The sequence below is a fragment of the Enterobacter soli ATCC BAA-2102 genome, from assembly GCF_001654845.1.
Taxonomy (GTDB): Bacteria; Pseudomonadota; Gammaproteobacteria; order Enterobacterales; family Enterobacteriaceae; genus Enterobacter; species Enterobacter soli.
Map to the genome: position 1 here is coordinate 39,624 of NZ_LXES01000014.1, position 25,859 is coordinate 65,482.

The window sequence follows — 25,859 nt, forward strand, 5'->3', positions numbered from 1 at the left end:
ACTGGTGATTATATCAGCGTGGTGAGGGATGCCAACCGCGAAATTTCTATGTGTGGCAGCAGCCGGCTGTCCTGGGTCTGCATCAGATCGGCCTTTTCTGGCTTGATCCAGCACGCCTGCATCCCGCAGCGGATCGCCCCGGCAACGTCCGTAGTCAGATCATCGCCCACGTGCAGGATCTTGCCTGTCGGCAGGTCGAGTTTTTCCGCTGCCAGGTGGTACATATCGTTGAAAGGCTTAGAGCGCCCATCCGGGCCTGCACGCAGCACGAATTCAAAATAGTCGCCAAGACCAAAGAGTTCAGGCTGCGCATTGCCGTTGGTGATCGCCACCAGCGGCCACTTTTCAGCCAGCGCTTTCAGGGTGTCGTGGGTTTCCTGCGGCACATCGATGCGGCTACGCCATTTTGCGAAGTTTTCCATCGCCGCTTCGGCACCGATGGCCGCATCGTGCGCACTCATGCCGACATTTAGCATCGCCTGCTCCACCGCACGGCGACGCCATTCAGAGACATCGTGATAAATATCCGGCTCGGTTTCCCGCAGCGCCTGACGCAGACGCTGGAAGTCTTTGTTCTGCATCTCTTTCAGGGCTGGGTGGTAGTTCTGTACAAACGCCAGGGACTCTTGCTCAGTGCGCAAGATAACCGGGTGGTTGTCATAAAGGGTGTCATCAAGGTCAAACGTCAGGGCTGAAATCTGACCTAATGGTCGGTAAAAACGCATTATTTCCCCCGTTTGGCGCGTGGATGCGCCGCATCGTACACCGAGGCAAGGTGTTGAAAATCAAGGTGGGTATAGATTTGAGTGGTCGATAAGTTGGCGTGACCTAACAGCTCCTGCACGCCGCGTAAATCACCGCTCGATTCAAGCATGTGGGTGGCAAAAGAGTGGCGCAGCTTGTGTGGGTGAACATGGCTGTTCAGCCCTTGCTTGATGCCCCACTCCGCAAAGCGTTTCTGCACGTTTCGCGCCGAAATGCGCTTGCCGAGCTTCGATAAAAACAGGGCGTTTTCCTCTGCGCCAAACAACCCGCGCAGATCCAGCCAGTGCTCAATCCAGGACACCGCATTGCGGCCAATCGGTAAGCGGCGCTCTTTGCTGCCTTTACCCATCACCCACACTTCACCGGTATCAAGATCGAGATGTTTTAAATCGAGGTTCACCAGCTCAGAAAGACGCAGCCCCGCACCGTACATCACCTCCAGCATGGCACGATCGCGCACGGCCAGCGGATCGTTAAGATCGATATCCAGCAGGCGGTTTACATCGTCTACATCGATATTCTTGGGCAGATGACGCGGGGCTTTTGGCGTGGCGATCCCTTTCGCCGGATTGGCTTTCAGGCCGCCCTGGCTGACCAGCCAGTCGAAGAAACTGCGCAGCGCAGAAAGCCTGAGCGCCAGGCTTGCCGGGCTTAGCCCCTTGCGGCGGCTACGCACCACAAAGGCTCGCACGGTAGCAGCGTCACATTGTTGCCAGCTTTTCAGGCCGATTTCTTCGGCAATCTGCATGATGGCATCAAGCTGACGCTGATAGTTGAGCAGCGTAATCGGGCTTAGCTGACGCTCAACGCCCAGATAACGCAGGAAGCGCGTGACGTCAGTCGAGAGCAGTACGTCCGTCATACCCGTTCAATCCAGCGCTCCAGTAGCTCAGGCAGCATGAGCGCCAGCTCCTGCAACAGGTGTGTCCCCTGCCCTTGCTCATAGTGGTGCGCATCACGGCTGGTGAACAACATCACGCCTAAATCGCCATCGCGCCCCATCAGCGACATCGCCACCGAACCAATGGCTTTGGCCTCTGGCAACACCACCAGCAGCTCAGGTCCGTTCAGCGGCCCAAGATAGTGGTTCTCGTGGCCAAGACGCTGAATGCGCAGCGGTTCAAACGCCTGACGGTTTAGTGCCAGATGAGTAAAACCGGAGGGCGCGCCGATGCGCCAGCGGTCAGGGAAGAGGCGGAGCGTTGCGCCTGCCAGCCCCAGTTCACGCGCCCAGCGATGGAAGCGGCTGAGAAACTCGTCAAGGCTGTGCGCCGAGGCCAGACGCGCCTGCAAATGCAGCAAGCGATAGAACAGGCTTTCGTTGTTACTTGCCTGTTCCATTAACAGCGTCATGTTCTCTTCGAGCTGATTGATATGGTTACGCGAGCGTGCCATGTGCCATTCGACCAGCGACACCGATTCACGCACCGGATGGGGCACGCGCATCTGTTCGACAACGCGTGCATTACGGATAAAAAACTCAGGATTGCGCAGCAGGTAATCAATAACAGCTCTGTCGTCCAGTTCCGTTTCTGATGCCTGAAGTTCTTCCCCTGGTTGTTTCATAGATGGATAAACCCGTCATAGACATGTGCCGCCGGGCCAGTCATATACAGTGGATGACCCGGTCCTTTCCAGGCGATATCAAGGCGACCACCTGGTAACTCCACGCGAACCTCTTCCGCCAGTAATCCCTGAGAGATACCGACGGCAACTGCCGCACAGGCGCCGCTTCCGCAGGCCTGGGTTTCACCCGCACCGCGCTCGTAAACACGCAGACGGATATGTTCGCGTTTTACCACCTGCATAAAGCCGATATTTGCACGCTCCGGGAAACGCTCGTGGCTTTCCAGCACTGGACCCAGCGTTTCTACTGCGGCGGTATCAACATTATCGACCTGAATCACGCAGTGTGGGTTGCCCATAGAGACAACGCCGCACAATACTGTCTGCTCGGCCGCACGCATAATATAGGTCTTTTCCGCTTTGTTAGCGCGAAACGGCACCGCGGATGGCTCAAAGTTTGGCTCGCCCATATTCACACGCACCAGCTCATCGTCGGTGACGCTCAGGATCATGCGTCCGTTTGCCGTGCTCACGCGAATATCACGCTTGTTGGTCAGCCCTTTCAGGCGAACAAAGCGGGCAAAACAGCGCGCGCCGTTACCACACTGCGACACTTCGCTACCGTCGGCGTTAAAAATGCGATAGTGAAAATCGAGGTCAGGATCGTAGGGTGGCTCAACCACCAGCAGCTGATCAAACCCTACGCCCAGATGTCGATCCGCCAGGCGGCGGATCAGTTCTGGTGAGAAAAAGACATTCTGCGTTACCGCGTCGACGACCATAAAATCGTTGCCAAGGCCATGCATTTTAGAGAACTGCATCATTTGCTCCATTGCGCGGGTACAGAACGTAATTATCAGAGATTAACCTGAGTCGGGCCGCCATTATCACCGCGATCGTTAGTATCCGGCGAAGAGGACTCGATGGTGCTTGGTGCCGGTTTCGTCGGCGGTGGCGCGGTTTTATCCGCTGGCGGGAAGTACAGTGGTCCCTTCAGCCCGCAGCCAGTCAGGCTAAACAGCGTGATGAGAACGGCAAGCGTTCGGAAAACGTTTTTCATTATAAAGTTGCCCGTAAGTTCAAATCTGTTTCTATCATCGCAGGAGAAGACACAAAAGCAAGAGTTTGCCGCTTTCCTGCAACGGGAATTATTTAGCGTTATACTGCCGCCATCACGAAAAACAGGAACAAAACCATGAACGACAGTGAATTTCATCGCCTTGCCGACAACCTGTGGATGACCATCGAAGAGCGTCTTGACGACTGGGAGGGCGACAGCGATATCGATTGTGAAATCAACGGCGGTATCCTGACCCTAAGCTTCGAAAATGGCAGCAAAATTATTATTAACCGTCAGGAGCCACTTCACCAGGTCTGGCTGGCAGCCAAGCAGGGCGGCTACCATTTCGATCTCAAAGAGGGCGAATGGGTTTGCGACCGTAGCGATGAAACGTTCTGGGATCTGCTGGAACAGGCAGCGACTGCGCAGGCAGGCGAGGAAGTGAGTTTCAGGTAGTTTTGTTGCCCGGTGGCGGCTACGCCTTACCGGGCCTACAACAGCTCGGGCCGTAGGCCGGGTAAGCGTGAGCGCCACCCGGCGAACAGCATCAGGAGAAATACTGCTGCAACAGCGGCGCGGTATCCTGATTTGCAGGCGCTACAGGCGTGACGGCCTGCGTACGGAACGGGATCACCTGCACGCGGCCATCAACATTCACAATCTGGTAGAACTGCGGCAGGTTGAAGTTGATAAAGCTGGAGCCGTAGGTGAAGCGGTCGTGAGACGACGAGTAGAAGCGGCTGACATCGCGCACCAGCTCTTCTTTGCTGCCTTCACAGTGGTGATAAACCTCGGCACGGTTGGTTTCATCCAGAATATAGATGTTGAAACCGGCATCATCACCCGACTCTTCGAAGAAGAACTGAATAATCCCTTCGCTGGCAAAACCATCCACCACCTGCGGCAGTTTGACGTGGTTGGTTTCCACCTGCACGGACAGGCCATGCAGCTTGTTGTGCGAAATCGCGCCGTAAAACTCGATGGCGTTTTCCAGTTTCTGTACCGACACGTTCAGGCGTTCAAAGAACAAGCCCCAGGTCTGGCCGGAGACGCGCAGCGCTTTAAAGCGCCCGGTTTCCTGGCGGGTACTGGAAAGACGCAGCTCAATACACTCAGAAACCAGCTGCTGTACGCGGGTACGGATCAAACCGCGCAGATGCTGGCTGTAGCAGAACACTTCCACGCTGTCAGGTGGCGCAGCATCCTGGTGCATCTTACCGAGAATGGTTTTCAGCGCTTCGATCATCGCCTGCTCACCGTTGAAATGCAGGGTACGCACTTCGTTCCACGAGTTGCGATACAGCAGGTCAACGCTGCCAACCAGGCAGTTTTGCTGCTCGCCAAAGCTAAAGACATCCAGCTTGCGGAAGTCAAAATGGACCACCTGATTGCGGAAGGCCGCCGTCGGGTCGTATTCCAGGTTGACGATAATTGCCAGATGACGGATCTCACACGGGCTGTAGAGCGCTTTCGGCGTTGGCGCAGGCAAGCGCAGCGGGAAGTGGTGCGAAACGTCAGCGACCATCTCCTGCAACTTCGCTAAATCGACGACCTCGTTGCCTTTAATAAACAACCGGGTGCGTGAAGTCAGCAGGCCGTTAAACCAGGCCCAGGCCACCAGCTTGTTCAGGTAGCGGTTATATTCCAGCGGCTGATGGCTGATGATCGAATCCATGCTTGGCGCACGGTTGTACAGATACCATCCGGTGCGGTTCGCGCGGCCCGGCGGCACATAGATAAAGGTCAGATTTGGTTCAGACAGGTCAGGTGAAATCTGCGGGTTAACCAGCGTGACTTTACCCGGCAGCGCTTCGAACGCGGCATACAGTTTACGGGTTAACACCCCGATATCCTGCGGGCTGGCCGATACGCTGAGGTTATTACGGCGCGCAAAGCGGATAAGATTACGGTAGCTTTGCATCATCGCATCGAGCAGTTCGTTGTGCGCTTCACGCACCTGATCGATTTTCCAGTTGGCGCGGTTGTCGAGCATAGACAGACGTTCTTCGTCCCATCCCCACTCTTTAACTAACTGACTGACCACTTCACGACGCCAGCCAACGCAGGCGCGTTCGCGGCTCAGTTTTTCACAAACCTTGAGATAGAAACATCGACGCACCAGGTCAAGACGCGTGGTGTCATCAATGGCTTTCAGGTATTCGGTGACGCGTTCCAGCATCATGCAGTAGGCATCAAGCCCGAAGGAGACAATCTCGCCATCGTGCAGACGCTGTTTGATATCTTTCGCCAGCAGGCGCGGCGTTGGGTATTCCCAGGAATAGGCTTCAAGCAGCAACGTCTTCAGCACCGCTTTGTACGGGGAATCGATACTTTTATACAGCTGCCACAGGCTCGCGCCAAAGTACTCTTCGGCCGACAGGGAGCTCAGGCCGCCCAGATCCAGCCATTCGTTTGGCGTCAGTACGCCCTGCGCATACAGCGACATGACGTAATCGTCGTAATGCTCTTCTTCTTCGCACGGCACCATATTCCACAGAATACGCTTACCGGCCAGACGAACGGCAGTACGGTAAAATTCATCCAGCAACAATATGTGCTGCGTCGAGCCGCAGTCTTCACCACCCAGACTGCCGCTTTCGTTATGACGGAAACGGTTTTCATCAATCAGGAAGAAGCTCACTTCCACGCCGAGCGATGCCGCCCAGCTTTCCAGCAGGCTGCATTTACGCTGCAACAGCTGGCGTTCTTCGTTATCGAGCCAGGATTGATGGCAGACCCAGATATCCAGATCTGAGGAACAGCTTTGCCCTACCGATGAGGTACTTCCCATGGAGTAAACGCCAGTGATTGGCAGCTCACCTTTCGGTGATTCCTGCGGCGGCATCCCTCGATAGAGTTCCAGCTCGTTCAGATAGTGCTGTTGGGTTTCATCAGGCGTGAAAAGGCAAATGCCCTGGGGAACGTTACCGTCGAGGTAACCCGGCATCAGCGGATGGTGATAGTGCAATAATGTCGGCAGCAGACTGTAAACCTGTTGGAAAGCAGGTCCCATGGCAGCAAGCGCGCGATCCACACGCAGTTGATTTATGGCATCCAGTCTCTGTTTCAGAGTCTCAATATAGAGGTACAAGACGTATCGCCTGATGTTTCCGGGTGTCGCAAACCATTCATAAATCGAACAATGGCGAGCCCGCAGTATTTCAAAAAGATAACCGTTACCCTTTTTCGCCCTTATCTTTATGGTAGTAGCGACGAAAAAATGGTCTAAAACGTGATCAATTTAACACCTTGCCGATTGACCGTAAAGAAAGTTGCGCTACATACAAAGTGTAGCATCAATCTGTACGTGTAAATTCCTGAATACGGCGGCGGGTGACGATAACGCCGCCCTGTCCCTCTCTGCATCATCTACCGTAAAACTGCCATCACAGAGACAACAATGTTAGGATGGTCAACGGTTGATAATGACGGTAACAAGCATGTTAGACAATGTTTTGAGAATTGCCACACGCCAAAGCCCCCTTGCGCTCTGGCAGGCACAATATGTTAAGCAGCGCCTTGAAGCCTGCCATTCTGGTTTGCGCGTCGAGCTGGTGCCAATGGTAACGCGCGGTGACATCATTCTTGATACGCCGCTGGCAAAAGTGGGCGGAAAAGGCTTATTTGTCAAAGAGCTGGAACTGGCATTGCTTGATAACCGCGCCGATATCGCCGTACATTCGATGAAAGATGTGCCCGTTGAGTTCCCGGAAGGTTTAGGGCTGGTGACCATCTGCGAGCGCGAAGATCCGCGCGACGCATTTGTTTCAAACCACTACGATTCGCTCGATGCGTTGCCACAGGGCAGCGTGGTTGGCACGTCAAGTTTACGTCGCCAGTGTCAGTTGGCAGAACGCCGCCCGGATCTGGTGATTCGCTCGCTTCGCGGCAACGTGGGCACACGCCTGAGTAAGCTGGATAACGGCGAATACGATGCGATTATTCTGGCCGTGGCGGGGCTGAAGCGTCTGGGGCTGGAATCGCGCGTCCGCGTTGCGCTGCCGCCAGAACTGTCGCTGCCGGCAGTCGGCCAGGGTGCAGTCGGTATTGAGTGCCGTCTGGATGATGCGCGTACCCGCGAGCTGCTCGCGCCGCTGAATCATGACGACACCGCAATTCGTGTCAAAGCCGAGCGCGCCATGAACACCCGTCTTGAAGGCGGCTGTCAGGTGCCAATTGGCAGCTATGCTGAATTAACCGATGGCGAGCTGTGGCTGCGCGCGCTGGTTGGCGCACCGGATGGCTCACAGATGGTTCGCGGCGAACGTCGCGGTAAGCCGCAAGATGCCGAACAGCTTGGCGTTTCGCTGGCGGAAGAGTTGCTCAATAACGGCGCCCGTGAAATTCTGGCGGACGTATATAACGGAGAACCCCCTGCATGAGTATTCTTGTCACCCGCCCTTCTCCCGCAGGAGAACAATTAGTGAGCCGTCTGCGCACACTGGGGCAGGTGGCCTGGAGTTTTCCGTTGATTGAATTCTCCCCCGGTCGGGAGCTGCCTGCGCTCGCCGACCAGATGAATACCTTGCAGGAAGGCGATCTGCTTTTTGCCCTGTCGCAACATGCCGTGGAGTTTGCCCATGCCCAGTTGCAACAGGCCGGATCGCACTGGCCCACCGCTCCGCGCTATTTCGCGATTGGGCGCACCACCGCACTGGCCCTGCATACCGTAAGTGGAATAGATATTCGCTATCCGTTAGATCGGGAAATTAGCGAAGTCTTGCTACAATTACCTGAATTACAAACTATTGCCGGAAAGCGCGCGCTCATTTTACGCGGTAACGGCGGGCGCGAATTGCTTGGCGAAACCTTAAGTGAACGTGGTGCTGACGTCACGTTCTGCGAATGCTATCAGCGCAATGCAAAAAATTATGATGGCGCGGAAGAAGCGATGCGTTGGCACATGCGCGGCGTCGATACCCTGGTGGTCACCAGTGGTGAAATGCTGCAACAGCTCTGGTCGCTGATTCCGCTTTGGTATCGTGAAAACTGGTTACTCCGCTGTCGGCTTCTGGTCGTCAGTGAGCGTCTGGCGAACCACGCCCGGGAACTGGGCTGGCAAGATATTCGGATCGCTGATAACGCCGACAACGATGCGCTGCTGCGCGCATTACAATAACTCTCATAATGGGAAGCCATAATGACGGAACACGAAAAATCCTCCGCCGTGGTTGAAGAGACCAGGGAGACTGTGGATACCACACCACAGTCAGAAACGACTGAGAAAACCGTTGAGAAGAAAAACGGCAGCAACAAAACCAGCCTGGTGCTAAGCGCGATTGCCATCGCCATTGCCCTGGCCGCCGGTGTTGGCCTGTATGGTCTGGTGAAACAACAAGGCACCAACCAGACGGCCACCAGCGATGCGCTGGTTAATCAGCTCACTGCCCTGCAAAAAGCGCAGGAAACGCAAAAAGATGAGCTGGAAAGCACTATCAAACAGCAGGCGACTGCACTTTCCGAAGCCAACAGCAAGCAAGAAGAGCTGACCAAACAGCTGAGTGAAGTGCAGCAAAAAGTCGCCACCATTTCCGGTACTGATGCCAAAACCTGGCTGCTTTCTCAGGCCGATTTCCTGGTGAAACTGGCCGGGCGTAAGCTCTGGAGCGATCAGGATGTCACCACCGCCGCCGCGCTGTTGAAAAGCGCCGATGCAAGCCTTGCCGACATGAACGACCCGAGCCTTATCACCGCACGTCGTGCCATTACCGAAGATATCGCCAGCCTGTCTGCCGTTTCTCAGGTCGACTACGACGGCATTATTCTCAAGGTCAATCAGCTCTCCAACCAGATTGATAACCTGCAACTGGCGGATAACAACGACGACGACTCCCCGATGGATTCCGACGGTACCGAGCTTTCCAGTTCGCTGGGCGAATGGCGCGTGAACCTGCAAAAAAGCTGGCAGAACTTTATGGACAGCTTTATTACCATCCGTCGTCGCGATGAAACCGCCGTACCGTTGTTAGCGCCGAACCAGGACGTCTATTTGCGCGAGAACATTCGCTCTCGTCTGCTGGTTGCCGCACAGGCGGTTCCGCGTCATCAGGAAGAGACGTACAAACAGGCGCTGGATAATGTCTCTACCTGGGTACGCGCTTACTACAACACCGATGATGCCACCACCCAGGCATTCCTCGAAGATATCGACAAGCTGAGCCAGCAGAACATCACCATGAATGTCCCGGATAAGCTGGCCAGCCAGCCAATTCTGGAAAAGCTGATGCAAACACGTGTACGTAACTTGCTGGCACAGCCAGGCGTTCCGGCGGAGCCTAACGCCGAAGCTCCTGCTGCTGCACCGGCAGCGCCAGCACCTGAAAACGCGCCACAGGGAGAGTAATCATGTTGAAAGTGTTATTACTCTTCTTACTGTTGATCGCCGGGATCGTCCTGGGGCCAATGCTTGCAGGGCATCAGGGTTATGTCCTGATCCAGACCGATAACTACAACATCGAAACCAGCGTGACCGGCCTGGTGATCATCCTGATCCTCGCGGTTGTCGTGCTGTTCGCCATTGAATGGATTCTGCGCCGCATTTTCCGTACCGGCGCGCATACCCGCGGCTGGTTTGTCGGTCGTAAACGCCGTCGCGCCCGCAAGCAGACTGAACAGGCGCTGCTTAAACTCGCCGAAGGTGACTATCAGCAGGTTGAAAAGCTGATGTCGAAAAATGCCGATCATGCAGAGCAGCCGGTGGTGAACTACTTGTTGGCGGCAGAAGCGGCGCAGCAGCGTGGTGATGAAGCCCGTGCGAATCAGCATCTTGAACGTGCTTCCGAGCTGGCTTCAAACGATCAGATCCCGGTTGAAATCACCCGCGTTCGTCTGCAACTTGCGCGTAATGAAAATCACGCAGCACGTCATGGCATCGACCGTCTGCTGGAAATCACCCCGCGTCACCCGGAAGTGCTGCGTCTTGCCGAGCAGGCCTATATCCGTACCGGTGCATGGGGCTCGCTGCTGGATATCATCCCATCGATGGCGAAGGCAGAGGTGGGCGATGACGAACACCGTGACGAACTTCAGCGCCTGGCATGGATTGGGCTGATGGATCAGGCGCGTGCCGATCTGGGCAGCGATGGTCTGAAAACCTGGTGGAAGAACCAGAGCCGTAAAACACGCCAGCAGATCCCGCTGCAAGTGGCGATGGCTGAACATCTGATTGAGTGTGACGATCATGACACCGCCCAGGAGATCCTCCTCGACGGCCTGAAACGCCAGTACGACGACCGTCTGGTGATGGTGATCCCACGCCTGAAAACCAACAACCCGGAGCAGCTGGAAAAAGTGTTACGCCAGCAGATCAAAACCGTGGGTGACCGCCCGCTGTTATGGAGCACGCTGGGTCAGTCGCTGATGAAACACGGCGAATGGCAGGAGGCGAGCCTCGCTTTCCGTGCAGCGCTAAAACAGCGTCCTGACGCGTTTGACTACGCCTGGCTTGCCGATACGCTGGACAAGCTCCACAAGCCGGAAGAGGCGGCAGCCATGCGCCGCGACGGGCTACTGCTAACCTTGCAAAATAATGCAAATCAGCAGTAACAAAACAGGAGGCCAGTCGGCCTCCTTTTTTTATCGCTCATCACCTGCTACATTCAATCCAACATCACCCGGAAATGAACCCGCCAATGTAACGACATCTTTTCATTAACCTTTTTTCATACACGCGCTGATTGCTGCGTGGACTAAATCGTTTTTGAAAGGAATGTCTTCATGAACTCGCTTTTGTATGCGCTTGTTGAAGCGCTGCGCAGCCACCGCTGGCTTCGCTTGCTGGCCTGCGCCTTTATCTTTACTTCACTGGGCAATGGATTAACGCAGGTTGTGGTGTTTGGCCTGCTGTTGCAGTGGCAGGCACCCGCCGCCCTGTTAACCCTCGCCTATTTCTTTGCCACCGTACCCGGGTTTATCGGCAGCCTGATCGGCGAAAGATTATGCCTGCGCTTTTCACCGATCGGTTTGCTGGTGCTGACGGAGCTGCTGGGGTTAATCGCCCTGCTCTTCCCTATGCTTGGCGTGCATTACCACAGCATTCCGGCGTTACTTGCCGTGCAATCCGCGGAAGCGCTCCTGAGCGGAATGAGCTGGCCGGCACTGACCTTATTGTTCAAACGTGGGCTGACAGAACATGAACTCCCCGCGGCCACCTGCCTTGAGAATGTGATTTTTGCCTCTCAGGTACTGTTAGGGACAGGGCTGGGTGTGGTGCTGTTTCAGCGGATCCCCGTTCAGCCGTTACTGGTAATAGATGCAGCGAGCTTTCTGGGTTCGATACTGATGTTGTTTCTGGCAGGAAAGGCGTTTATCTCCCGGGCAACACCGAAACCCGCTGATGAGCAACCGTCCGTCACGTTACGCTGGCAGCATCTCACGGTACGGCAAAAGCGTAGCCTGCTGCTGTTACCCGCGCTGGCGGCCGTAGGCTCGCCTGCTATGGCGCTGCTTCCGGCCCTGGTGCAGCAGATCCAACCTGCCGATGCAGCCAGCCTCGCCCTGCCCCTGCTCTTCGCCAGAAGCCTGGGCCAGCTGTGCGGCCCTATGCTGCTTAAGAAAGACAGCCTGGCGCGATACGCGGCGAAAAACCGCCTGCTGCTGATTTGCATGAGCGTATTTCTGCTGGCATATGGCGTGATACCGTTTGTATCAGGGGGCGCGGTGGTGGCACTGGGGATGGTCTTTATCGCCCATCTGGCATCAAACATTGTCTTTGCGGCGGGAACGTTTGGGGTACTGAGTAGCTTTCATGCCATGCAGATCGCTTCAGCCAGCGGTAAAGCCTGGCGATGGCAGACGATCAGCGCCTCACTCTTTACCGGTATTGCCGCTCTGGCAACGATATCGCTTGGCGCAATTCAGACACTGTATGTGGTCTCTGCCAGTGCGCTGCTGCTGGTTGCCCTCATCATGGCGCGTTTCCGGGAATAAGGCATAAAAAAACGCCTGCTAAAAAGCAGGCGTTAAAACAGGTCTGTAAGACAACATATTGGTGCTTCACTCAACGTTATGTCCATGGTGTTTGATGAGGCCGAAGCGACATCTGTCTGTGGACGATAAGCACCGTAAACGGCTCTGCGTCATTCCGGAGTTTATGAGGCACTAAGGCGAACATAAGAGATGGAATGAGCATCTACACGTATATTATTGCACGTTACATGCCAGAGTTGCACCAGAGAGTGTTATCCCGCGCAACATTTTAAAATAAAAGGCTTTTTCGTTATTCTGGCAACGGTTGTGCCCCAGAAAGCACAGGCAAAGCGATCAAAGTGTTGCCTGGAAGCGACAGCAATAGCGCCAGAAGGCTAAACGTTTATTTTTCAGTGAATTAGGTGTCGCTGAATCACGACAAAGATACCGGGCGTTGTCGGGGAATGACAACAGCAGTGAGGAACGACAGAAAACAAAAAACCCCGCCGAAGCGGGGTTCAAAATTGGTCGGCGAGAGAGGATTCGAACCTCCGACCCACTGGTCCCAAACCAGTTGCGCTACCAAGCTGCGCTACTCGCCGATGTACTGCTTTTTTGAATTTTTAGTTCAATTCATTTTAAAAGTCGTGGTGCGAGGGGGGGGACTCGAACCCCCACATCCTAAGGACACTAACACCTGAAGCTAGCGCGTCTACCAATTCCGCCACCTTCGCAATTCACAACTCTTCAAATAATGGGGTGGCTAATGGGATTCGAACCCACGACAACTGGAATCACAATCCAGGGCTCTACCAACTGAGCTATAGCCACCACTGATAATACTTTCACGCGGTACTGACTACTTCTCAGACCACCGCAGCTCTAGCGCCGGGACAAAATGGCGCGCCCGACAGGATTCGAACCTGAGACCTCTGCCTCCGGAGGGCAGCGCTCTATCCAGCTGAGCTACGGGCGCTTAGCGCCGTTGCGGGGCTGGATATTACGTACCTCCGTCCCCGCTGTCTAGTGCTTTTTTTAAAAAAATGCGCGTTTGGTTATGCTTTGCACACTTTGCCGCTTATTCCTCCACTTTCTGCGTGGAGGCACGGCGGCCAAGGCCAAACAACTTGTACCCTGCGGTCACGGCGGCCAGGAAGATCATCCCGACAAACAGCGACATGCGGGTATCGTCATTAAAGTACATACCGATTAAAACGCAAATCAGGAACGCCATCGTTAAATAGTTCGCCCACGGGAACAGAATGGAGCGGAACGGATGGCTGGCAATCGCCTTTTTGTGTGCCTGACGGAAACGCAGCTGGCTAATCAGGATCACAAACCACGGGATCATCCCCGGCAACACGCTGGCGCTATACACGTAGACAAACACGCGCTGTGGATTCGGGATGATGTAGTTCAGGCATGAACCAATCAGCAGGATCACAATCGATACCGCCACGCCCGCAACCGGAACGCCTGCACGGGACACTTTCCCCATTGCCGCTGGCAGCTGGTTGTTTTTGGAAAGTGCATACAACATACGGCCGCAGCTGTACATTCCGCTGTTACAACCGGACAGCGCAGCCGTCAGGACCACAAAGTTGATGATCCCTGCCGCCGCCGTGATACCAATCTTCGCAAAGGTTAAAACAAACGGGCTACCGGTCGTACCGATTTCATTCCACGGGAAGATGGTTACGATGACGAAGATCGCGCCCACATAGAAAATCAGGATGCGCCACAGTACCTTGCCTACCGCACTGCGCAATGTAACCTGCGGGTTTTTCGCTTCGCCGGCGGTGATACCAATCAGTTCAACACCCTGATAAGAGGCCACGACGATACACAGCGCGGTCAGGAAGCCCTTCCAGCCACCCGCGAAGAAGCCGCCGTTCTCGGTCAGGTTACCAAAGCCGATGGCGTGTCCGCCGTTGCCAATACCGAAGAAGATCACGCCCAGGCCGACCACAATCATCACAATGATGGTGGTGACTTTGATCATCGCGAACCAGAATTCAATCTCACCGTACAGACGCACGGCGGCAAGGTTGGCCAGCGCCACTAACCCCACGGCGATAAGCGCGGGTATCCACTGGACCATATCCGGGAACCAGAACTGCACGTAGACCCCGATCGCGGTGATTTCCGAGATGCCAACGGCCATCCACATAAACCAGTACGACCAGGCGGTCAGGTAGCCAAAGAACGGGCTCATATAGCGGTGCGCGTAAACGGCGAATGAACCGGTCACCGGCTCCAGGAAAAGCATTTCGCCCATCGAACGCATGATGAAGAAGACGAACAGCCCGGCGATGATATACGCCAGTAATACAGACGGGCCAGCCCATTTGAGCGTACTTGCGGAGCCCATAAACAGGCCAACGCCGATAGTGCCGCCCAGCGCTATCAATTCGATATGTCGAGCCTCCAGCCCACGCTGAAGCTCAGGTTTTTTCTCTGCCATAAATCCTCGGTTGTGTTTGCTGTTTCCCGGCTTTTACCGGTTTTATTTTTTTGGGGTACTGAAATATGCGGGGGAATGGTTTCTTAAATTCTGCTAAATGGCAAACGATGCATTAAAAAAATGAATGTATTGCACAGATACGCAGCAGTTTTGCAGGGGAGTTGCAGCGCGAATAGCATATCGCGCTACATTTTGATTACATTTTTCCGGTGTAGTGCCAGGTGAGATAGCGCAGCAAACGAATCTGCCGTTTGATACGTGTAGGCTGAGATAACAGGCGATACAGCCACTCCAGCCCCAGGCGCTGCCACACCTTTGGTGCACGCTTAACATGGCCGGTAAAGACATCGTAAGTGCCGCCCACGCCCATGTAGAGCGCATTCGGGCACACCAGACGGCAATCACGCATCAGGATCTCCTGGCGCGGAGACCCCATAGCCACCGTCACTATTTTCGCGCCGCTGTCGCGCACGCGCTCAAACAGCGCCTGCCGGTCTTCCGGTTTGAAATACCCGTCCTGGCTGCCAACGATATTCACATTCCACTGGCCACGCAGTTTCTGTTCCGTCTGTGCCAGCACGTCCGGCTTACCGCCTATCAGGAATACGGGCGTGCCTTCAGCCCCAGCACGCGCCATCAGGGCTTCCCACAGGTCTGCGCCTGCGACACGAGAAACCTGCGCACCCGGGTATTTTTTCCGGACAGAACGCACCACGCTGATACCGTCGGCGTATTTAAACTCTGCGGCTTCTATCAGGCTTTTCACTTCAGCGTTATCTTCTATCGCCAGCATCTTTTCTGCGTTGATGGCCACCAGCGTGCCCGATTTCATCTGCCCTTCGGAGAACAGATAATCCAGCGCGTGTTGCATATCACGCCAGCCGATAAGCTGTATGCCGCGCAACGCGTAAAGCGGCGCGGAAGTCGTGTCAGTCATAACATCCTTACTCAGACTTGCGAAAGCGTTCTGCTACCGCGTGGCTCGCGTTTATGCACAAGCCCCGCACTGTCAAATAACCAGTACAACAGTTTTGCCAGCAGCAGGCAGACGCCGAAAATTACCATGAAGAAAACCACGCGCGACACGAACGAATCCAGACCTTCGCGCGCCAGAACGATCATATTGAAAATGGCCCCAAAACAGAAACTGTGCAATATTGCTGCTTTGTAGCGATTAGTCTCTTCATTGCCGCGCTGGTAAAGCCAGTCAAACCACTTAATGATTAACCCGACCACCACCGCGCCCGGCAGGATAAACCATGTCCCGCCCATCACCACCAGCGAACCAATCAGCGTAGGTGAAATTGCCAGCCCTGAGTGGTTGTTGAGGACTTCCCAGGTGAAGTAGTTCGCCGTATTCAGCACAATACCTGGGCGGTCAGGCCACAGCCACGTCGGAATAAAGACGTAGAAATCACGCACAATCGGCGCCAGACCCTGGAAATCAATCTTGTCGTAGTTTTGCAGCAACAGCGCCAGGTTTTCCCACGGCGAGAAGGTATCGCGCGTGAGGTACAGGAAGGTGTAAAACGCCTCATCGCCGGCCACGTTCATCCCGTAGCGTTTGAGCGCCAGCCAGAACATCCCCACGATGCCAAACACCCCTGCCGCCACCAGCATCCATAAAGAGATCCAGCCGCGAATGATGCCGATGAACAGGAAGATGGCGAACGCGATGATGATGTTGGCGCGCGTACCGCCAACAATCATGTAGGTCAGCACGCCAAACGCGACAGTACTGACCAGGAAAAACAGCCAGGCTTTGCTGTCCTGACGCAGGAAAAAGACCACCAGCATCGCCGGGATGAAGAAGTAGAAGAAGCGCTTAAGTGCCACGCCTGAGACTTCTGCGGAAAATATCTGGCTGTAGGACTGCAACTTAAACAGCAGAAAACCGTTATGCATAAAGAAGATGCCCACACTCACCAGAGCAATGGTCATCAGCATCACCCATGTCAGATGCGTCTCTACCCGGTTCATGGTAAAGAGCGCCCGGCGTGGCGCAGTCTCTTTTGCTGACCGCAGTCGGGTCTTATACGTGACGTAGTAAACCGCGTAGAAACAGGTTGCCGACAGTAATGCCTGCATCAGGATCTCCGGCGGGGCGACACTCACGTCAAACCGGAAAACCAAAATACTGGTCAGCGGGAAACCAAAGTAAAAGGTCAGCAGGAACAGCAGCGAGAAAAAGACGTTGAAATTAAAGCGCACGCGCCGGAATTCAAACCAGGTCAGCGTGGCAATAAATAAGGCGCTCAGAAGCCAAATCACCAACAAGCCGCTAAATTGCAACTGGCTCATGCATTGTCTCCTGAAGCGATACGCAGTGCGCGATGCCACGGCGTGAGGTAATTCGGGCTGAAAAAGTCGATGGTATTTTTGTCCACCAGCGCCAGCTGACGCTGCGCTTCACGCACCACATCCACGGTCAGCGTGTCTGAGGTAAACAGCACCGGCAGATGCTGCGCGGCCATATCCTGCCAGAACGGGTTTTCGCGATTAAGCACGCACGGAATACCAGCCTGAATAAGCAGGCACAACGTGCCGATCCCCTGCTGGCGGGCAAAGATAAAATACCCCAGGTCGCACCGGCGCAACAGCGCGAGGTAGTCATCAAATTCCAGCTTATCACTGAGAATTTGCAGGTTCTGCGCACTAAACAGTGCCAGCCCCTGCTGACGTACTTCGTCGATATACGCGTGATTATTCGCCGGATAACCCATCGGCACAATGACATTCACCGTATCGCCAAACTGGCGATGTATCGCCTTCAGGGCCGCGACATGTTCGTTACTGCGATCGCCGGAGTTGCCCACCAGAATCGTCAGTTTGCCTTCCCGCGCGACATCATTTGCCATGTTGTTTAGCGCCGGGTTCATCCGGGTCGGGAAATAGAGCAGCTCCCCCCGCACGTTCGGATGCAGTCGGGCAAAGTAACTGAGGTCGCCTCGGGTGGCAAAAACACAGCCCACGCGCCCCTGCGCCATCCTTCTTAGCGGATAGAAGAGACGGAATTTCCAGCCACGGGACACTTCATACAGATCCGCGCCCCAGATATGCCAGCTGCACTGAGAGGGTTTAATCCCACCGCTTAACAGCGCCAGCCACAGGCCGGTGTTGAACTGACCGTGGAAAAAGAACCGTTGTTCGCGGTTGGTTTTTGCTCTGGCTACAACCGCTTTTGCCAGCGCGGTCTTATCCGGCCAGAAGGTCACGTTTAGCGCCGGGTAAGCCGCGCTCAGGCCATTCTCCTGGCCTGCAACCATAAACTCGCGCGCATCCGTGTTGCCGGATGCCAGCTCATCATTGAAAAACCGTAGAACGGTCTGGTTATGGTGTGGGATGTCCGATCCCAGAATGTGAATCAGTGCAGTCATGCGCGTTTACGCCAAAGTAAAAATACGCCGCAACAGGCAGCGAAATAAACAATGTAAGTTGCCATATAGGCCTGTGCCGCCCCCAGAGCGCCGTGCGCAGGGATCAGCCAGTGAGAGAACGCAGTGAGTAGCGTAAATTGGCTAATCTCCGCCAGGATATACAACCGCAGCGAGGCTTTTGCTATCACCAGATAGCCGAATACGTAAGCACCTACTTTCAATACATCGCCCACCAGCTGCCAGGCAAACAGGTCGCGCATAGCGGTGAACTTCGCTGAGAACAGCAGCCAGATGGCAACATCACGCAACAGCCAGACGGTAAAACTGGCAACCGCAACAGCAGGAAGCACAAAACGCAGGGAGCGGATTATCTCACGCGTAATCTCTTTTCTTTCGGTCAGGCGCGATAAGGTTGGCAGCAACCAGACGCTAAAGGAAGCCGTTATAAATTGGAGGTAGGCATCAGAAATGCTGCTCACGCCCTGCCAAATCCCCACTTCATCCCAGCTGTAATGCGCGGCCAGCAGGTTTCGCATCATCACGTAAGCCACTGGAATGGTTACCGAAGTGATGAGCGCCATCAGGGTAAATTTCCCGAGCTGCCCCGCCAGCGCCTTGTCCCACTGCGGCTTGAGGTAGTGCAGCGGAATAGTCCCCCGACGCATCAGCATAAACGCGGCCGGCACCACAACCAGCGCCGGAACCAGCGCCAGGCCTAACAGAGCCCCTTCATAACCGCCCAGAAGAAAACAAAAGTAGTAGGCAATCACCCCAATGATGCTGCCGAGGATCAGCGCCAGCGCGTTGCCGGCGGCGTCGCGAAAACCTTTCATCAGCGCCAGCAGCAGGTTTGCCCAGGCAATCCCCATCTGCACCAGCGCAACCAGCCGCACCAACCCCTGATAGTCGGCATGGCCAAACAGCCCCTGGCTGATGGGCGCTGAAGCCAGCAGGAAGACAACGGCCAACAGCGTAGAAAAGCCCAGCACCATCGCTGATGAGGTTCCCACCACAGAACGCAGTTTTTCCGCATCATCATGATGCTGCGCGACAAATTTGGTCACGCCGTTGAAAATTCCGGCACCAGCCAGAACGCCAAGTACCGTGACCAGCTGACGAAAATTCCCCGCCAGCCCAACACCTGAAGGGCCAAATGACACGGCCAGCAGCTTGACGACCAGTAATCCGGCGCCAATTTTTACAAGTGTGGACGCGGCGGTCCACACCGATGCTTTTGCCAGAGACATATCAGCCGAAATAACTCAGGAGGGTATTAATCACCGTACGCTGGTTAACCGGCGCGAGGTTGTAGAACAGTGGCAGGCGAAGCAAACGCTCACTTTCCTGCGTAGTATAACGGTCTTCACCGGCAAACACCCCGAAGGCTTCACCAGCCGGGCTGCTGTGCAGCGGAATGTAATGGAATACCGCCATAATTTCAGCTTCTTTGAGCCACGCAATCAGCTGGCCGCGGTCATTGTTATCGCGCAGCTTGATGTAGAACATATGGGCGTTGTGGACGCAGTCAGCCGGAATGGTCGGCAGCTCAATACGTCCGGCTTTTGCCAGCGGCTCCAGCGCATCATAGTAGGTTTGCCACAGCGTCAGACGCTGCTGGTTAATGCGCTCTGCGGCTTCCAGCTGTGCCCACAGGTATGCCGCCTGTAAGTCCGCCATCAGGTAGCTGGACCCAATATCGCGCCAGGTGTATTTGTCCACCTGGCCGCGGAAGAACTGGCTACGGTTGGTGCCTTTTTCGCGGATAACCTCAGCACGCTCGACCAGCGCGCGGTCGTTAATCAACGTCGCGCCGCCTTCACCGCCCGCGGTGTAGTTCTTGGTTTCGTGGAAACTAAAACAGCCGATATGGCCAATCGTCCCGAGCGCACGGCCTTTGTAGGTGGACATCACACCCTGTGCGGCATCTTCCACCACGAACAGGTTATGCTTTTTGGCAATCGCCATGATGGTGTCCATTTCACAGGCCACACCCGCATAGTGAACCGGGACAATCGCCCGCGTTTTCTCGGTGATCGCCTCTTCAATCAGCGTTTCGTCGATGTTCATGGTATCCGGGCGGATATCCACAAACACAATTTTGGCTCCGCGCAGCACAAACGCGTTGGCCGTGGAAACAAAGGTGTAGCTCGGCATGATCACTTCGTCGCCAGGCTGGATATCCAGCAACAGCGCGGCCATTTCCAGCGAAGCCGTGCAGGATGGGGTCAGCAGGACTTTAGCACTGTGAAAACGTTGTTCCATCCACTGCTGGCAGCGACGGGTAAAACCGCCATCACCGCAAAGTTTGCCGCTGCCCATGGCAGACTGCATATAGTCGAGTTCGGTTCCCACTACGGGAGGCGCGTTAAATGGAATCATCTTGTCACCTGTATAACCAGTAAGCGGTTGCGTCGACGTTGGCGCCACTCGCGATATAACGTTTAAGCGCGGCGGTGTTGCCCATTTGGGTCGCCACCCGCAAAGTTGAAAGTTGATGTTGCTGCGCCCAGTGCAGCGCCGCCTGCATGAGTTTGTCGCCCATGCCCCGCCCGGCTAATAAACCGATACGCGCGTCCTGCTCATTGAGCTTACGCAGCGAGACAAATCCCTGGATCTGACCATCCGGCGCGCGGAACACCAGGCAAACATGGTCAAACGTGCCCTTTACGGCATTCTCTATCCACTGAGCATAAAAACGGCCGCTGTCCTCGGGTGCATACCACGGAGTGCGGAAACGGCTTTGGGCAAAAGCCAGCGCTGCCATCTGACGCAGCACCGGGATATCCTCTGCGGTTGCGGGTTCAGCCCCAGGCGAGACGTATTGAGCCACGGCGATAGAGAGGTCAACCTCACCCTCTACCAGCTGAAATCCGTGCTGCTGGAGTGCATCCAGCAGGTCGCTGCGTCCCGCCGGAATTTTGGCCTGCACGCGCTGCCACGCAGCAAAGTCCGCTGCTGCGAGCGCCGGCGCATCATCGCGCAGACGCACAATGGCTGAAGGCAGGCCGAAAAAGGTGCTTTCCCACTGAAGGGACTCAAGCACCCCGTTGAGGTCACTCAACGCCACACGCCTTTCGTATCAACAATATATTGCTGACGTACGGCATCACCGGAGATGGCTTTAAACGCTTTGTGATCCACCAGCAATACCAGCACATCCGCCGTTGCCAGCGCGTCATCTAACGCCGTAAGCGTGCAATGGCCCGCCAGTTTTGCCGGAAGCTCATGAATGTTCGGCTCAACCACCAGCGTTTCACCGCTGTGCCATTCGGCGATCATCTCAGCAATTTCCATTGCCGGGCTTTCACGCAGATCGTCGATGTTGGGTTTGAATGCCAGACCAAAACAGGCGATTTTCAGCTCATCAGCCCGTTTGCCGCTGTCTGCCAGGCAATCGGCGACCGTGGCTTTAACCTGGTTTAACACCCAGTGTGGTTTGCTGTCGTTCACTTCACGGGCGGTACGAATCAGACGCGCCTGTGCCGGGTTTTGCGCCACGATGAACCACGGGTCGACGGCAATACAGTGCCCGCCCACGCCAGGACCTGGCTGAAGGATATTCACACGCGGATGGCGATTCGCCAGGCTAATCAGTTCCCAGACGTTAATCCCCTGATCGGCACAAATCAGCGACAGTTCGTTCGCAAAGGCGATGTTAACGTCACGGAAGCTGTTTTCCGTCAGCTTGCACATTTCGGCGGTGCGGGAGTTCGTCACCACACATTCGCCTTCAAGGAAAATCTTGTACAGCGTGCTGGCGCGTTCAGAGCAGACCGGCGTCATTCCGCCAATCACGCGGTCGTTTTTAATCAGCTCGACCATCACCTGCCCTGGCAGCACACGCTCCGGGCAGTAGGCGATGTTGACATCAGCCTGTTCGCCCGCCTGCTGTGGGAAGCTCAAATCCGGGCGGGCTTCTGCCAGCCACTGTGCCATCTGTTCCGTAGCGCCCACCGGAGAGGTCGACTCCAGGATTACCAATGCGCCTTTTTTCAGCACCGGGGCAATGGATTTTGCTGCGGCCTCAACGTAGACCATGTCAGGTTCATGATCGCCTTTGAACGGCGTTGGCACCGCAATCAGGAAGGCATCTGCCTCCACCGGCGTGGTGCTGGCTTTCAGGAATCCGCCCTCAACGGCGGCCTTAACCACGCGGTCGAGATCCGGCTCCACAATATGAATTTCGCCACGGTTAATGGTTTCCACCGCGCGCGCATTGATGTCCACGCCTACAACCTGTTTTTGACGAGAGGCAAAGGCCGCCGCAGTGGGCAGTCCAATGTAGCCAAGACCAATGACAGAGATGGTAGTAAAACTCATAGCGATACCCGATTGTGTTTAAGTGCGTGCAAAATACGACTACAAGCCTGCCCATCGCCATACGGGTTATGGGCCCGGCTCATCGCCTGATACTCTTCTTCGTCGTGCAGCAAGCGCGTGACTTGTTCGACGATATGACGGGTGTCCGTGCCCACCAGGCGTACCGTGCCGGCTTTCACCGCTTCGGGGCGTTCTGTGGTTTCACGCATCACCAGCACCGGCTTGCCAAGCGAAGGCGCTTCTTCCTGAATACCGCCGGAATCCGTCAGGATCAGCCAGGCATGGTTCATCAGCCAGACAAACGGCATGTAATCCTGCGGTTCAATCAGGAACACGTTCTCTACGTGACCCAGAATACGGTTCACCGGCTCGCTGACGTTAGGGTTGAGATGCACCGGATAAACAATTTGTACGTCTTTGTTTTCTGCGGCGATCTCGGCCAGCGCATGGCAAATTTGCTCAAAACCCCGGCCGAAGCTTTCACGACGGTGGCCGGTGACCAGAATGGTCTTTTTATCGTTGCTCAGGAACGGATAGCGCGCAGTCAGCTCGCTTTGCAGGCTGTCATTCGTCAGCACACGATCGCGCACCCAAATCAGCGCATCAATGACGGTATTTCCGGTGACGAAAATTTTCTTATCCGCGATATTTTCGCACAGCAAATTCTGACGGGAGTTTTCCGTTGGCGCGAAATGGTACATCGCCAGGTGTCCGGTCAGCGTGCGGTTGGCTTCTTCTGGCCACGGTGAGTAGAGATTACCGGTACGCAGCCCTGCTTCAACATGGCCAACGGGAATACGCTGATAAAACGCCGCCAGGCTGGTCGCAACCGTCGTTGTGGTGTCGCCATGCACAAGCACGACGTCAGGCTTAAACGACTCCAGAATGGGTTTCAGCCCTTCCAGAATACGGCAGGTAATCTCCGTCAGCCCTTGCCCCGGTTTCATGATATTCAGATCGTAATCCGGGACGATGGAAAAGAGCGTTAACACCTGATCGAGCATCTCCCGGTGCTGGGCAGTGACACACACTTTCGCTTCAAAATCAGGGTCCCTGGCCAGCGCATGAACCAGAGGTGCCATCTTAATGGCCTCCGGCCGGGTGCCAAATACGGTTAGTACTTTCACATCGATTCTCTTCGATTAGCCGATGAAGGCAGTCAGCCTTCATCGTAGACGGCCTTCTTAATTTCTGCGGCGACGTGATAACGCCACGCCCGCGCCAGTCAGAGCGCCAACAATTCCCCACATAATCATCAGGAACGCGCGGCGAGGACTATCGCGTTTTACAGGTTCTTCAGGCGTACGCAAATAACGATAGGTCTGAAAACGTGGGTCCAGAGTCGGACCGACATTCAGGGTGTTCAGCATCGCGCGATTTTGATCGTAATCGAGGTCAAAATCTGGCCCGACAGCCTGTAGGTTTTCCAGGCGCGCCTGCAACATTGGGCGTCCAAGCAGGAACATTTCGGAATCAGGGAGTTCATCAGCCGGAACGTCCGTTTCGCTGCGCGAGATGTTGCGTTGTTCCGCAATCTTCAGCGCCTGCTCAATATTGTGTACCCGACGGGCGAAGATCGCTTTTGCCACTTCTTCCTGACGCTTAACCTGCGCTTTCATCTGAATGGTACGCGCAGCCCATGCGCCTTTAAGCTCATCATTCAGATGGCTTGCCGCACGCTGGCTGGCAAAGGCCACATACTGACGCAGCAGATTATTGGCATCCGGCGCCGTTTCGGCCACCAGCTTCACGTTGTCGTTCAGGTTGCGCAGCGCATCCCCTGGCGTGAACTGGATGTTGTTAATCATGTCATCCAGCAGCCCGGCATCGACTTTACTGTTACCGACCATGCGCTGCTTGTAATAATCAGTCTGGGACCAGAAATCACGACGGGTATCCCAGGACGCCAGTTGCATCACGAACTCTTTATAGGCCTCATCCATCACGGAAGCCTGGTCTGGCGTGGCCAGATTCGCTTTGATATCCAGATTACGCAGGAACTGCTGCTGCGAGTAGAACCCGCCGAGCATGTTGACCGTTGGTCTGTCTGTAATGGCGGTTGCGCTCCACTCCTGTTTTGCAAAGAAGGTGTAGGCGAGCGCGATTAACGCGAACCCTAACGCAACGCCTGCAATCCACAGTTTGCCCGCCCATAAAACGCGGAACAAGCCACGTATATCCAGCTCATTCTCGGTCATCTCTGATTTAGCTCCCGCCAACGGTTGAGTCATCACGATCCCAGTTCATTTAGTTAAAGTTGGATTATTGCCACTATTTCGACGCATCCTGCGCTTTATACGCTTAATAAAACGCGCGACTTTCCATGCGCGTTTAATGCAGTAGCCATACAGAGAAAACGCTAGCAAGAACAATACCAACATCACCCATTCAGGGATAAAGTGGGCATATTCCGATGCAACACCAATCCCCGCAAGAATAGCAGCCGCCAGGGTTATCAGCACAAATGCCTGACGGGAAGTGAAGCCTGCACGCATGATCAAATGATGAATATGCTGGCGGTCGGCGGAAAAAGGACTCATCCCTTTTCGCAGACGGCGATACATAATCGCCACCATATCCATCAACGGAATGGCGATTATCCACAGCGCCGTCACCGGGCTAATGGGGTGAACTTTACCCTGCGTGGTTTCCAGCAAAATCCAGATAATCGTAAAGCCAATCAACGTACTGCCCGCATCGCCCATAAAGACTTTATAGCGACGACCCAGAACGCCGAGGTTGAGCAAAATATACGGCAGAATGGCGGCAATCATGGCGAAACACCACATGGCGAGACTGTACTGGCCATCAAACCACAAAATAATGCCGACAGCAGCGAAGGAGACGGAAGAAAGCCCGCCCAGCAGGCCATCAATGCCGTCCACCATATTGAAGGCGTTAATCGCCACCCAGACGGCGAATAGTGTCAGGAAATAGCCGAACGGCCCCAGAACCATCTCCCAGGGCCCGAAAATATAACCGAGACTGCTTAAGTGAAGTTTGGCCGCCACCATCATAGCAATGCCGACGGCAGCCTGAACGAAGGCGCGGATTTTCACGCTAATGTCATAGCGATCGTCGAGCGCGCCGACCACAACCAGAACGGTGGCGCAGATCAGGTAGAGCCTGGCGTGAGGAATATAGTAATCAGCAATCGCGAAGGTGAAGCAGATACCGGCAAATACGGAAATACCACCGACCAGCGGGATCATGCCTTGATGGCGTTTACGGAAGTTGGGTTTATCCACTAACCCCAGATATTTTGCCACCTTGCGCGCAAGAAACAAAAAGCAGGTGGTAAACAAAAAAATACTGGTTAGCTCAGTAAACGTATCGAGTAGGTTCACAATGGATGTTCTCAACAAATGTCAGTCAAGGAAGTATAACCATGAAGGCGCCG

23 protein-coding genes and 4 tRNA genes are annotated in these 25,859 nt (G+C 55.0%); 6 read left to right on the plus strand and 21 right to left on the minus strand.

The annotated features are described in order from the left end of the window. Window positions 1-8 precede the first annotated feature (8 nt). Genes yigB through lptM form a run of 5 tightly spaced genes read right to left on the minus strand, consistent with a single transcriptional unit; the run spans window position 9 to window position 3,391 of the window. Window positions 9-725 (minus strand): 5-amino-6-(5-phospho-D-ribitylamino)uracil phosphatase YigB, encoded by a 717-nt coding sequence (gene yigB, locus M987_RS04855; protein ID WP_014072273.1) that lies wholly within the window; start codon window positions 723-725, stop codon window positions 9-11. Continuing rightward, window positions 725-1,627 (minus strand): tyrosine recombinase XerC, encoded by a 903-nt coding sequence (xerC, locus tag M987_RS04860; RefSeq protein WP_014072274.1) that lies wholly within the window; start codon window positions 1,625-1,627, stop codon window positions 725-727. The genes yigB and xerC overlap by 1 nt, the downstream gene beginning before the upstream one ends. Beyond that, window positions 1,624-2,331 carry a DUF484 domain-containing protein gene (locus M987_RS04865; RefSeq protein ID WP_014072275.1) on the minus strand — a complete coding sequence of 236 codons (708 nt, stop codon included), beginning with the start codon at window positions 2,329-2,331 and terminating at the stop codon, window positions 1,624-1,626. The genes xerC and M987_RS04865 overlap by 4 nt, the downstream gene beginning before the upstream one ends. Continuing rightward, window positions 2,328-3,152, minus strand: coding sequence for a diaminopimelate epimerase (gene dapF, locus M987_RS04870; RefSeq protein ID WP_014072276.1), 825 nt, complete (start codon window positions 3,150-3,152; stop codon window positions 2,328-2,330). The genes M987_RS04865 and dapF overlap by 4 nt, the downstream gene beginning before the upstream one ends. Window positions 3,153-3,187: 35 nt before the next feature. Next, on the minus strand, window positions 3,188-3,391 hold the full coding sequence (gene lptM, locus M987_RS04875; RefSeq protein WP_014072277.1) for an LPS translocon maturation chaperone LptM: 204 nt from the start codon (window positions 3,389-3,391) through the stop codon (window positions 3,188-3,190). Window positions 3,392-3,526: 135 nt separating this feature from the next. On the opposite strand from lptM, the gene cyaY reads away from it, so the two are divergent. Next, the gene (cyaY, locus tag M987_RS04880; protein WP_014072278.1) at window positions 3,527-3,847 is read left to right on the plus strand and encodes an iron donor protein CyaY; all 321 of its coding nucleotides are present in this window, start codon (window positions 3,527-3,529) and stop codon (window positions 3,845-3,847) included. A gap of 91 nt (window positions 3,848-3,938) precedes the next feature. On the opposite strand, the gene cyaA is transcribed toward cyaY, so the two are convergent. Further along, the gene (gene cyaA, locus M987_RS04885; RefSeq protein ID WP_014072279.1) at window positions 3,939-6,482 is read right to left on the minus strand and encodes a class I adenylate cyclase; all 2,544 of its coding nucleotides are present in this window, start codon (window positions 6,480-6,482) and stop codon (window positions 3,939-3,941) included. 349 nt (window positions 6,483-6,831) lie between these two features. On the opposite strand from cyaA, the gene hemC reads away from it, so the two are divergent. From hemC to M987_RS04910, 5 genes are all read left to right on the plus strand, one after another. Further along, on the plus strand, window positions 6,832-7,773 hold the full coding sequence (gene hemC, locus M987_RS04890; RefSeq protein WP_041162156.1) for a hydroxymethylbilane synthase: 942 nt from the start codon (window positions 6,832-6,834) through the stop codon (window positions 7,771-7,773). After that, on the plus strand, window positions 7,770-8,510 hold the full coding sequence (gene hemD / locus M987_RS04895; protein ID WP_014072281.1) for a uroporphyrinogen-III synthase: 741 nt from the start codon (window positions 7,770-7,772) through the stop codon (window positions 8,508-8,510). The genes hemC and hemD overlap by 4 nt, the downstream gene beginning before the upstream one ends. A 21-nt stretch (window positions 8,511-8,531) precedes the next feature. After that, window positions 8,532-9,734: a uroporphyrinogen-III C-methyltransferase gene (hemX, locus tag M987_RS04900; protein WP_014072282.1), complete on the plus strand. Its 1,203-nt coding sequence runs from the start codon at window positions 8,532-8,534 to the stop codon at window positions 9,732-9,734. A 2-nt stretch (window positions 9,735-9,736) separates the two neighbouring features. Further along, complete coding sequence (gene hemY / locus M987_RS04905) at window positions 9,737-10,936, plus strand: protoheme IX biogenesis protein HemY (RefSeq protein ID WP_014072283.1); 1,200 nt, start codon at window positions 9,737-9,739, stop codon at window positions 10,934-10,936. Between the two features lie 171 nt (window positions 10,937-11,107). Beyond that, window positions 11,108-12,319: an MFS transporter gene (locus M987_RS04910; protein ID WP_014072284.1), complete on the plus strand. Its 1,212-nt coding sequence runs from the start codon at window positions 11,108-11,110 to the stop codon at window positions 12,317-12,319. Between the two features lie 504 nt (window positions 12,320-12,823). Here M987_RS04910 and M987_RS04915 read toward each other — a convergent pair. The 15 genes from M987_RS04915 to wecA form a co-directional block, all read right to left on the minus strand. After that, window positions 12,824-12,900 (minus strand) — tRNA-Pro (locus M987_RS04915). Between the two features lie 46 nt (window positions 12,901-12,946). Next, a tRNA-Leu gene (locus tag M987_RS04920) sits at window positions 12,947-13,032 on the minus strand. A 21-nt stretch (window positions 13,033-13,053) separates the two neighbouring features. Next, a tRNA-His gene (locus tag M987_RS04925) sits at window positions 13,054-13,129 on the minus strand. A gap of 68 nt (window positions 13,130-13,197) precedes the next feature. Then, window positions 13,198-13,274 (minus strand) — tRNA-Arg (locus M987_RS04930). Between the two features lie 102 nt (window positions 13,275-13,376). Beyond that, window positions 13,377-14,762: a bifunctional threonine/serine APC transporter ThrP gene (gene thrP, locus M987_RS04935; protein WP_014072285.1), complete on the minus strand. Its 1,386-nt coding sequence runs from the start codon at window positions 14,760-14,762 to the stop codon at window positions 13,377-13,379. A gap of 196 nt (window positions 14,763-14,958) precedes the next feature. Beyond that, on the minus strand, window positions 14,959-15,699 hold the full coding sequence (gene wecG, locus M987_RS04940) for a lipopolysaccharide N-acetylmannosaminouronosyltransferase (RefSeq protein ID WP_014072286.1): 741 nt from the start codon (window positions 15,697-15,699) through the stop codon (window positions 14,959-14,961). Between the two features lie 11 nt (window positions 15,700-15,710). Next, complete coding sequence (wzyE, locus tag M987_RS04945; RefSeq protein WP_014072287.1) at window positions 15,711-17,063, minus strand: ECA oligosaccharide polymerase; 1,353 nt, start codon at window positions 17,061-17,063, stop codon at window positions 15,711-15,713. After that, window positions 17,060-18,139, minus strand: a complete 1,080-nt coding sequence (locus tag M987_RS04950; RefSeq protein WP_014072288.1) for a TDP-N-acetylfucosamine:lipid II N-acetylfucosaminyltransferase — start codon at window positions 18,137-18,139, stop codon at window positions 17,060-17,062. The genes wzyE and M987_RS04950 overlap by 4 nt, the downstream gene beginning before the upstream one ends. Next, entirely contained in the window at window positions 18,136-19,386 is a 1,251-nt protein-coding gene (gene wzxE / locus M987_RS04955; protein WP_014072289.1) for a lipid III flippase WzxE, read from the minus strand. The genes M987_RS04950 and wzxE overlap by 4 nt, the downstream gene beginning before the upstream one ends. Window position 19,387: 1 nt before the next feature. Next, window positions 19,388-20,518, minus strand: a complete 1,131-nt coding sequence (gene rffA / locus M987_RS04960; RefSeq protein WP_014072290.1) for a dTDP-4-amino-4,6-dideoxygalactose transaminase — start codon at window positions 20,516-20,518, stop codon at window positions 19,388-19,390. Window positions 20,519-20,522: 4 nt separating this feature from the next. Continuing rightward, window positions 20,523-21,200 (minus strand): dTDP-4-amino-4,6-dideoxy-D-galactose acyltransferase, encoded by a 678-nt coding sequence (gene rffC / locus M987_RS04965; RefSeq protein ID WP_014072291.1) that lies wholly within the window; start codon window positions 21,198-21,200, stop codon window positions 20,523-20,525. Beyond that, window positions 21,197-22,459 (minus strand): UDP-N-acetyl-D-mannosamine dehydrogenase, encoded by a 1,263-nt coding sequence (wecC, locus tag M987_RS04970; RefSeq protein ID WP_014072292.1) that lies wholly within the window; start codon window positions 22,457-22,459, stop codon window positions 21,197-21,199. The genes rffC and wecC overlap by 4 nt, the downstream gene beginning before the upstream one ends. Continuing rightward, window positions 22,456-23,586, minus strand: a complete 1,131-nt coding sequence (gene wecB, locus M987_RS04975; RefSeq protein WP_014072293.1) for a non-hydrolyzing UDP-N-acetylglucosamine 2-epimerase — start codon at window positions 23,584-23,586, stop codon at window positions 22,456-22,458. Before wecB ends, wecC begins: the two co-directional genes overlap by 4 nt. 57 nt (window positions 23,587-23,643) lie before the next feature. Continuing rightward, window positions 23,644-24,690 (minus strand): ECA polysaccharide chain length modulation protein, encoded by a 1,047-nt coding sequence (gene wzzE / locus M987_RS04980; RefSeq protein WP_014072294.1) that lies wholly within the window; start codon window positions 24,688-24,690, stop codon window positions 23,644-23,646. Window positions 24,691-24,702: 12 nt separating this feature from the next. Beyond that, on the minus strand, window positions 24,703-25,806 hold the full coding sequence (wecA, locus tag M987_RS04985) for a UDP-N-acetylglucosamine--undecaprenyl-phosphate N-acetylglucosaminephosphotransferase (RefSeq protein WP_014072295.1): 1,104 nt from the start codon (window positions 25,804-25,806) through the stop codon (window positions 24,703-24,705). Window positions 25,807-25,859 lie beyond the last annotated feature (53 nt).

Bases quoted from the DNA above. Each gene is read 5' to 3' on its own strand.
- yigB (WP_014072273.1), bottom strand. From the start codon at position 725: ATGCGTTTTTACCGACCATTAGGTCAGATTTCAGCCCTGACGTTTGAC.
- xerC (WP_014072274.1), bottom strand. From the start codon at position 1,627: ATGACGGACGTACTGCTCTCGACTGACGTCACGCGCTTCCTGCGTTAT.
- M987_RS04865 (WP_014072275.1), bottom strand. From the start codon at position 2,331: ATGAAACAACCAGGGGAAGAACTTCAGGCATCAGAAACGGAACTGGAC.
- dapF (WP_014072276.1), bottom strand. From the start codon at position 3,152: ATGCAGTTCTCTAAAATGCATGGCCTTGGCAACGATTTTATGGTCGTC.
- lptM (WP_014072277.1), bottom strand. From the start codon at position 3,391: ATGAAAAACGTTTTCCGAACGCTTGCCGTTCTCATCACGCTGTTTAGC.
- cyaY (WP_014072278.1), top strand. From the start codon at position 3,527: ATGAACGACAGTGAATTTCATCGCCTTGCCGACAACCTGTGGATGACC.
- hemC (WP_041162156.1), top strand. From the start codon at position 6,832: ATGTTAGACAATGTTTTGAGAATTGCCACACGCCAAAGCCCCCTTGCG.
- hemD (WP_014072281.1), top strand. From the start codon at position 7,770: ATGAGTATTCTTGTCACCCGCCCTTCTCCCGCAGGAGAACAATTAGTG.
- hemX (WP_014072282.1), top strand. From the start codon at position 8,532: ATGACGGAACACGAAAAATCCTCCGCCGTGGTTGAAGAGACCAGGGAG.
- hemY (WP_014072283.1), top strand. From the start codon at position 9,737: ATGTTGAAAGTGTTATTACTCTTCTTACTGTTGATCGCCGGGATCGTC.
- M987_RS04910 (WP_014072284.1), top strand. From the start codon at position 11,108: ATGAACTCGCTTTTGTATGCGCTTGTTGAAGCGCTGCGCAGCCACCGC.
- thrP (WP_014072285.1), bottom strand. From the start codon at position 14,762: ATGGCAGAGAAAAAACCTGAGCTTCAGCGTGGGCTGGAGGCTCGACAT.
- wecG (WP_014072286.1), bottom strand. From the start codon at position 15,699: ATGACTGACACGACTTCCGCGCCGCTTTACGCGTTGCGCGGCATACAG.
- wzyE (WP_014072287.1), bottom strand. From the start codon at position 17,063: ATGAGCCAGTTGCAATTTAGCGGCTTGTTGGTGATTTGGCTTCTGAGC.
- M987_RS04950 (WP_014072288.1), bottom strand. From the start codon at position 18,139: ATGACTGCACTGATTCACATTCTGGGATCGGACATCCCACACCATAAC.
- wzxE (WP_014072289.1), bottom strand. From the start codon at position 19,386: ATGTCTCTGGCAAAAGCATCGGTGTGGACCGCCGCGTCCACACTTGTA.
- rffA (WP_014072290.1), bottom strand. From the start codon at position 20,518: ATGATTCCATTTAACGCGCCTCCCGTAGTGGGAACCGAACTCGACTAT.
- wecC (WP_014072292.1), bottom strand. From the start codon at position 22,459: ATGAGTTTTACTACCATCTCTGTCATTGGTCTTGGCTACATTGGACTG.
- wzzE (WP_014072294.1), bottom strand. From the start codon at position 24,690: ATGACTCAACCGTTGGCGGGAGCTAAATCAGAGATGACCGAGAATGAG.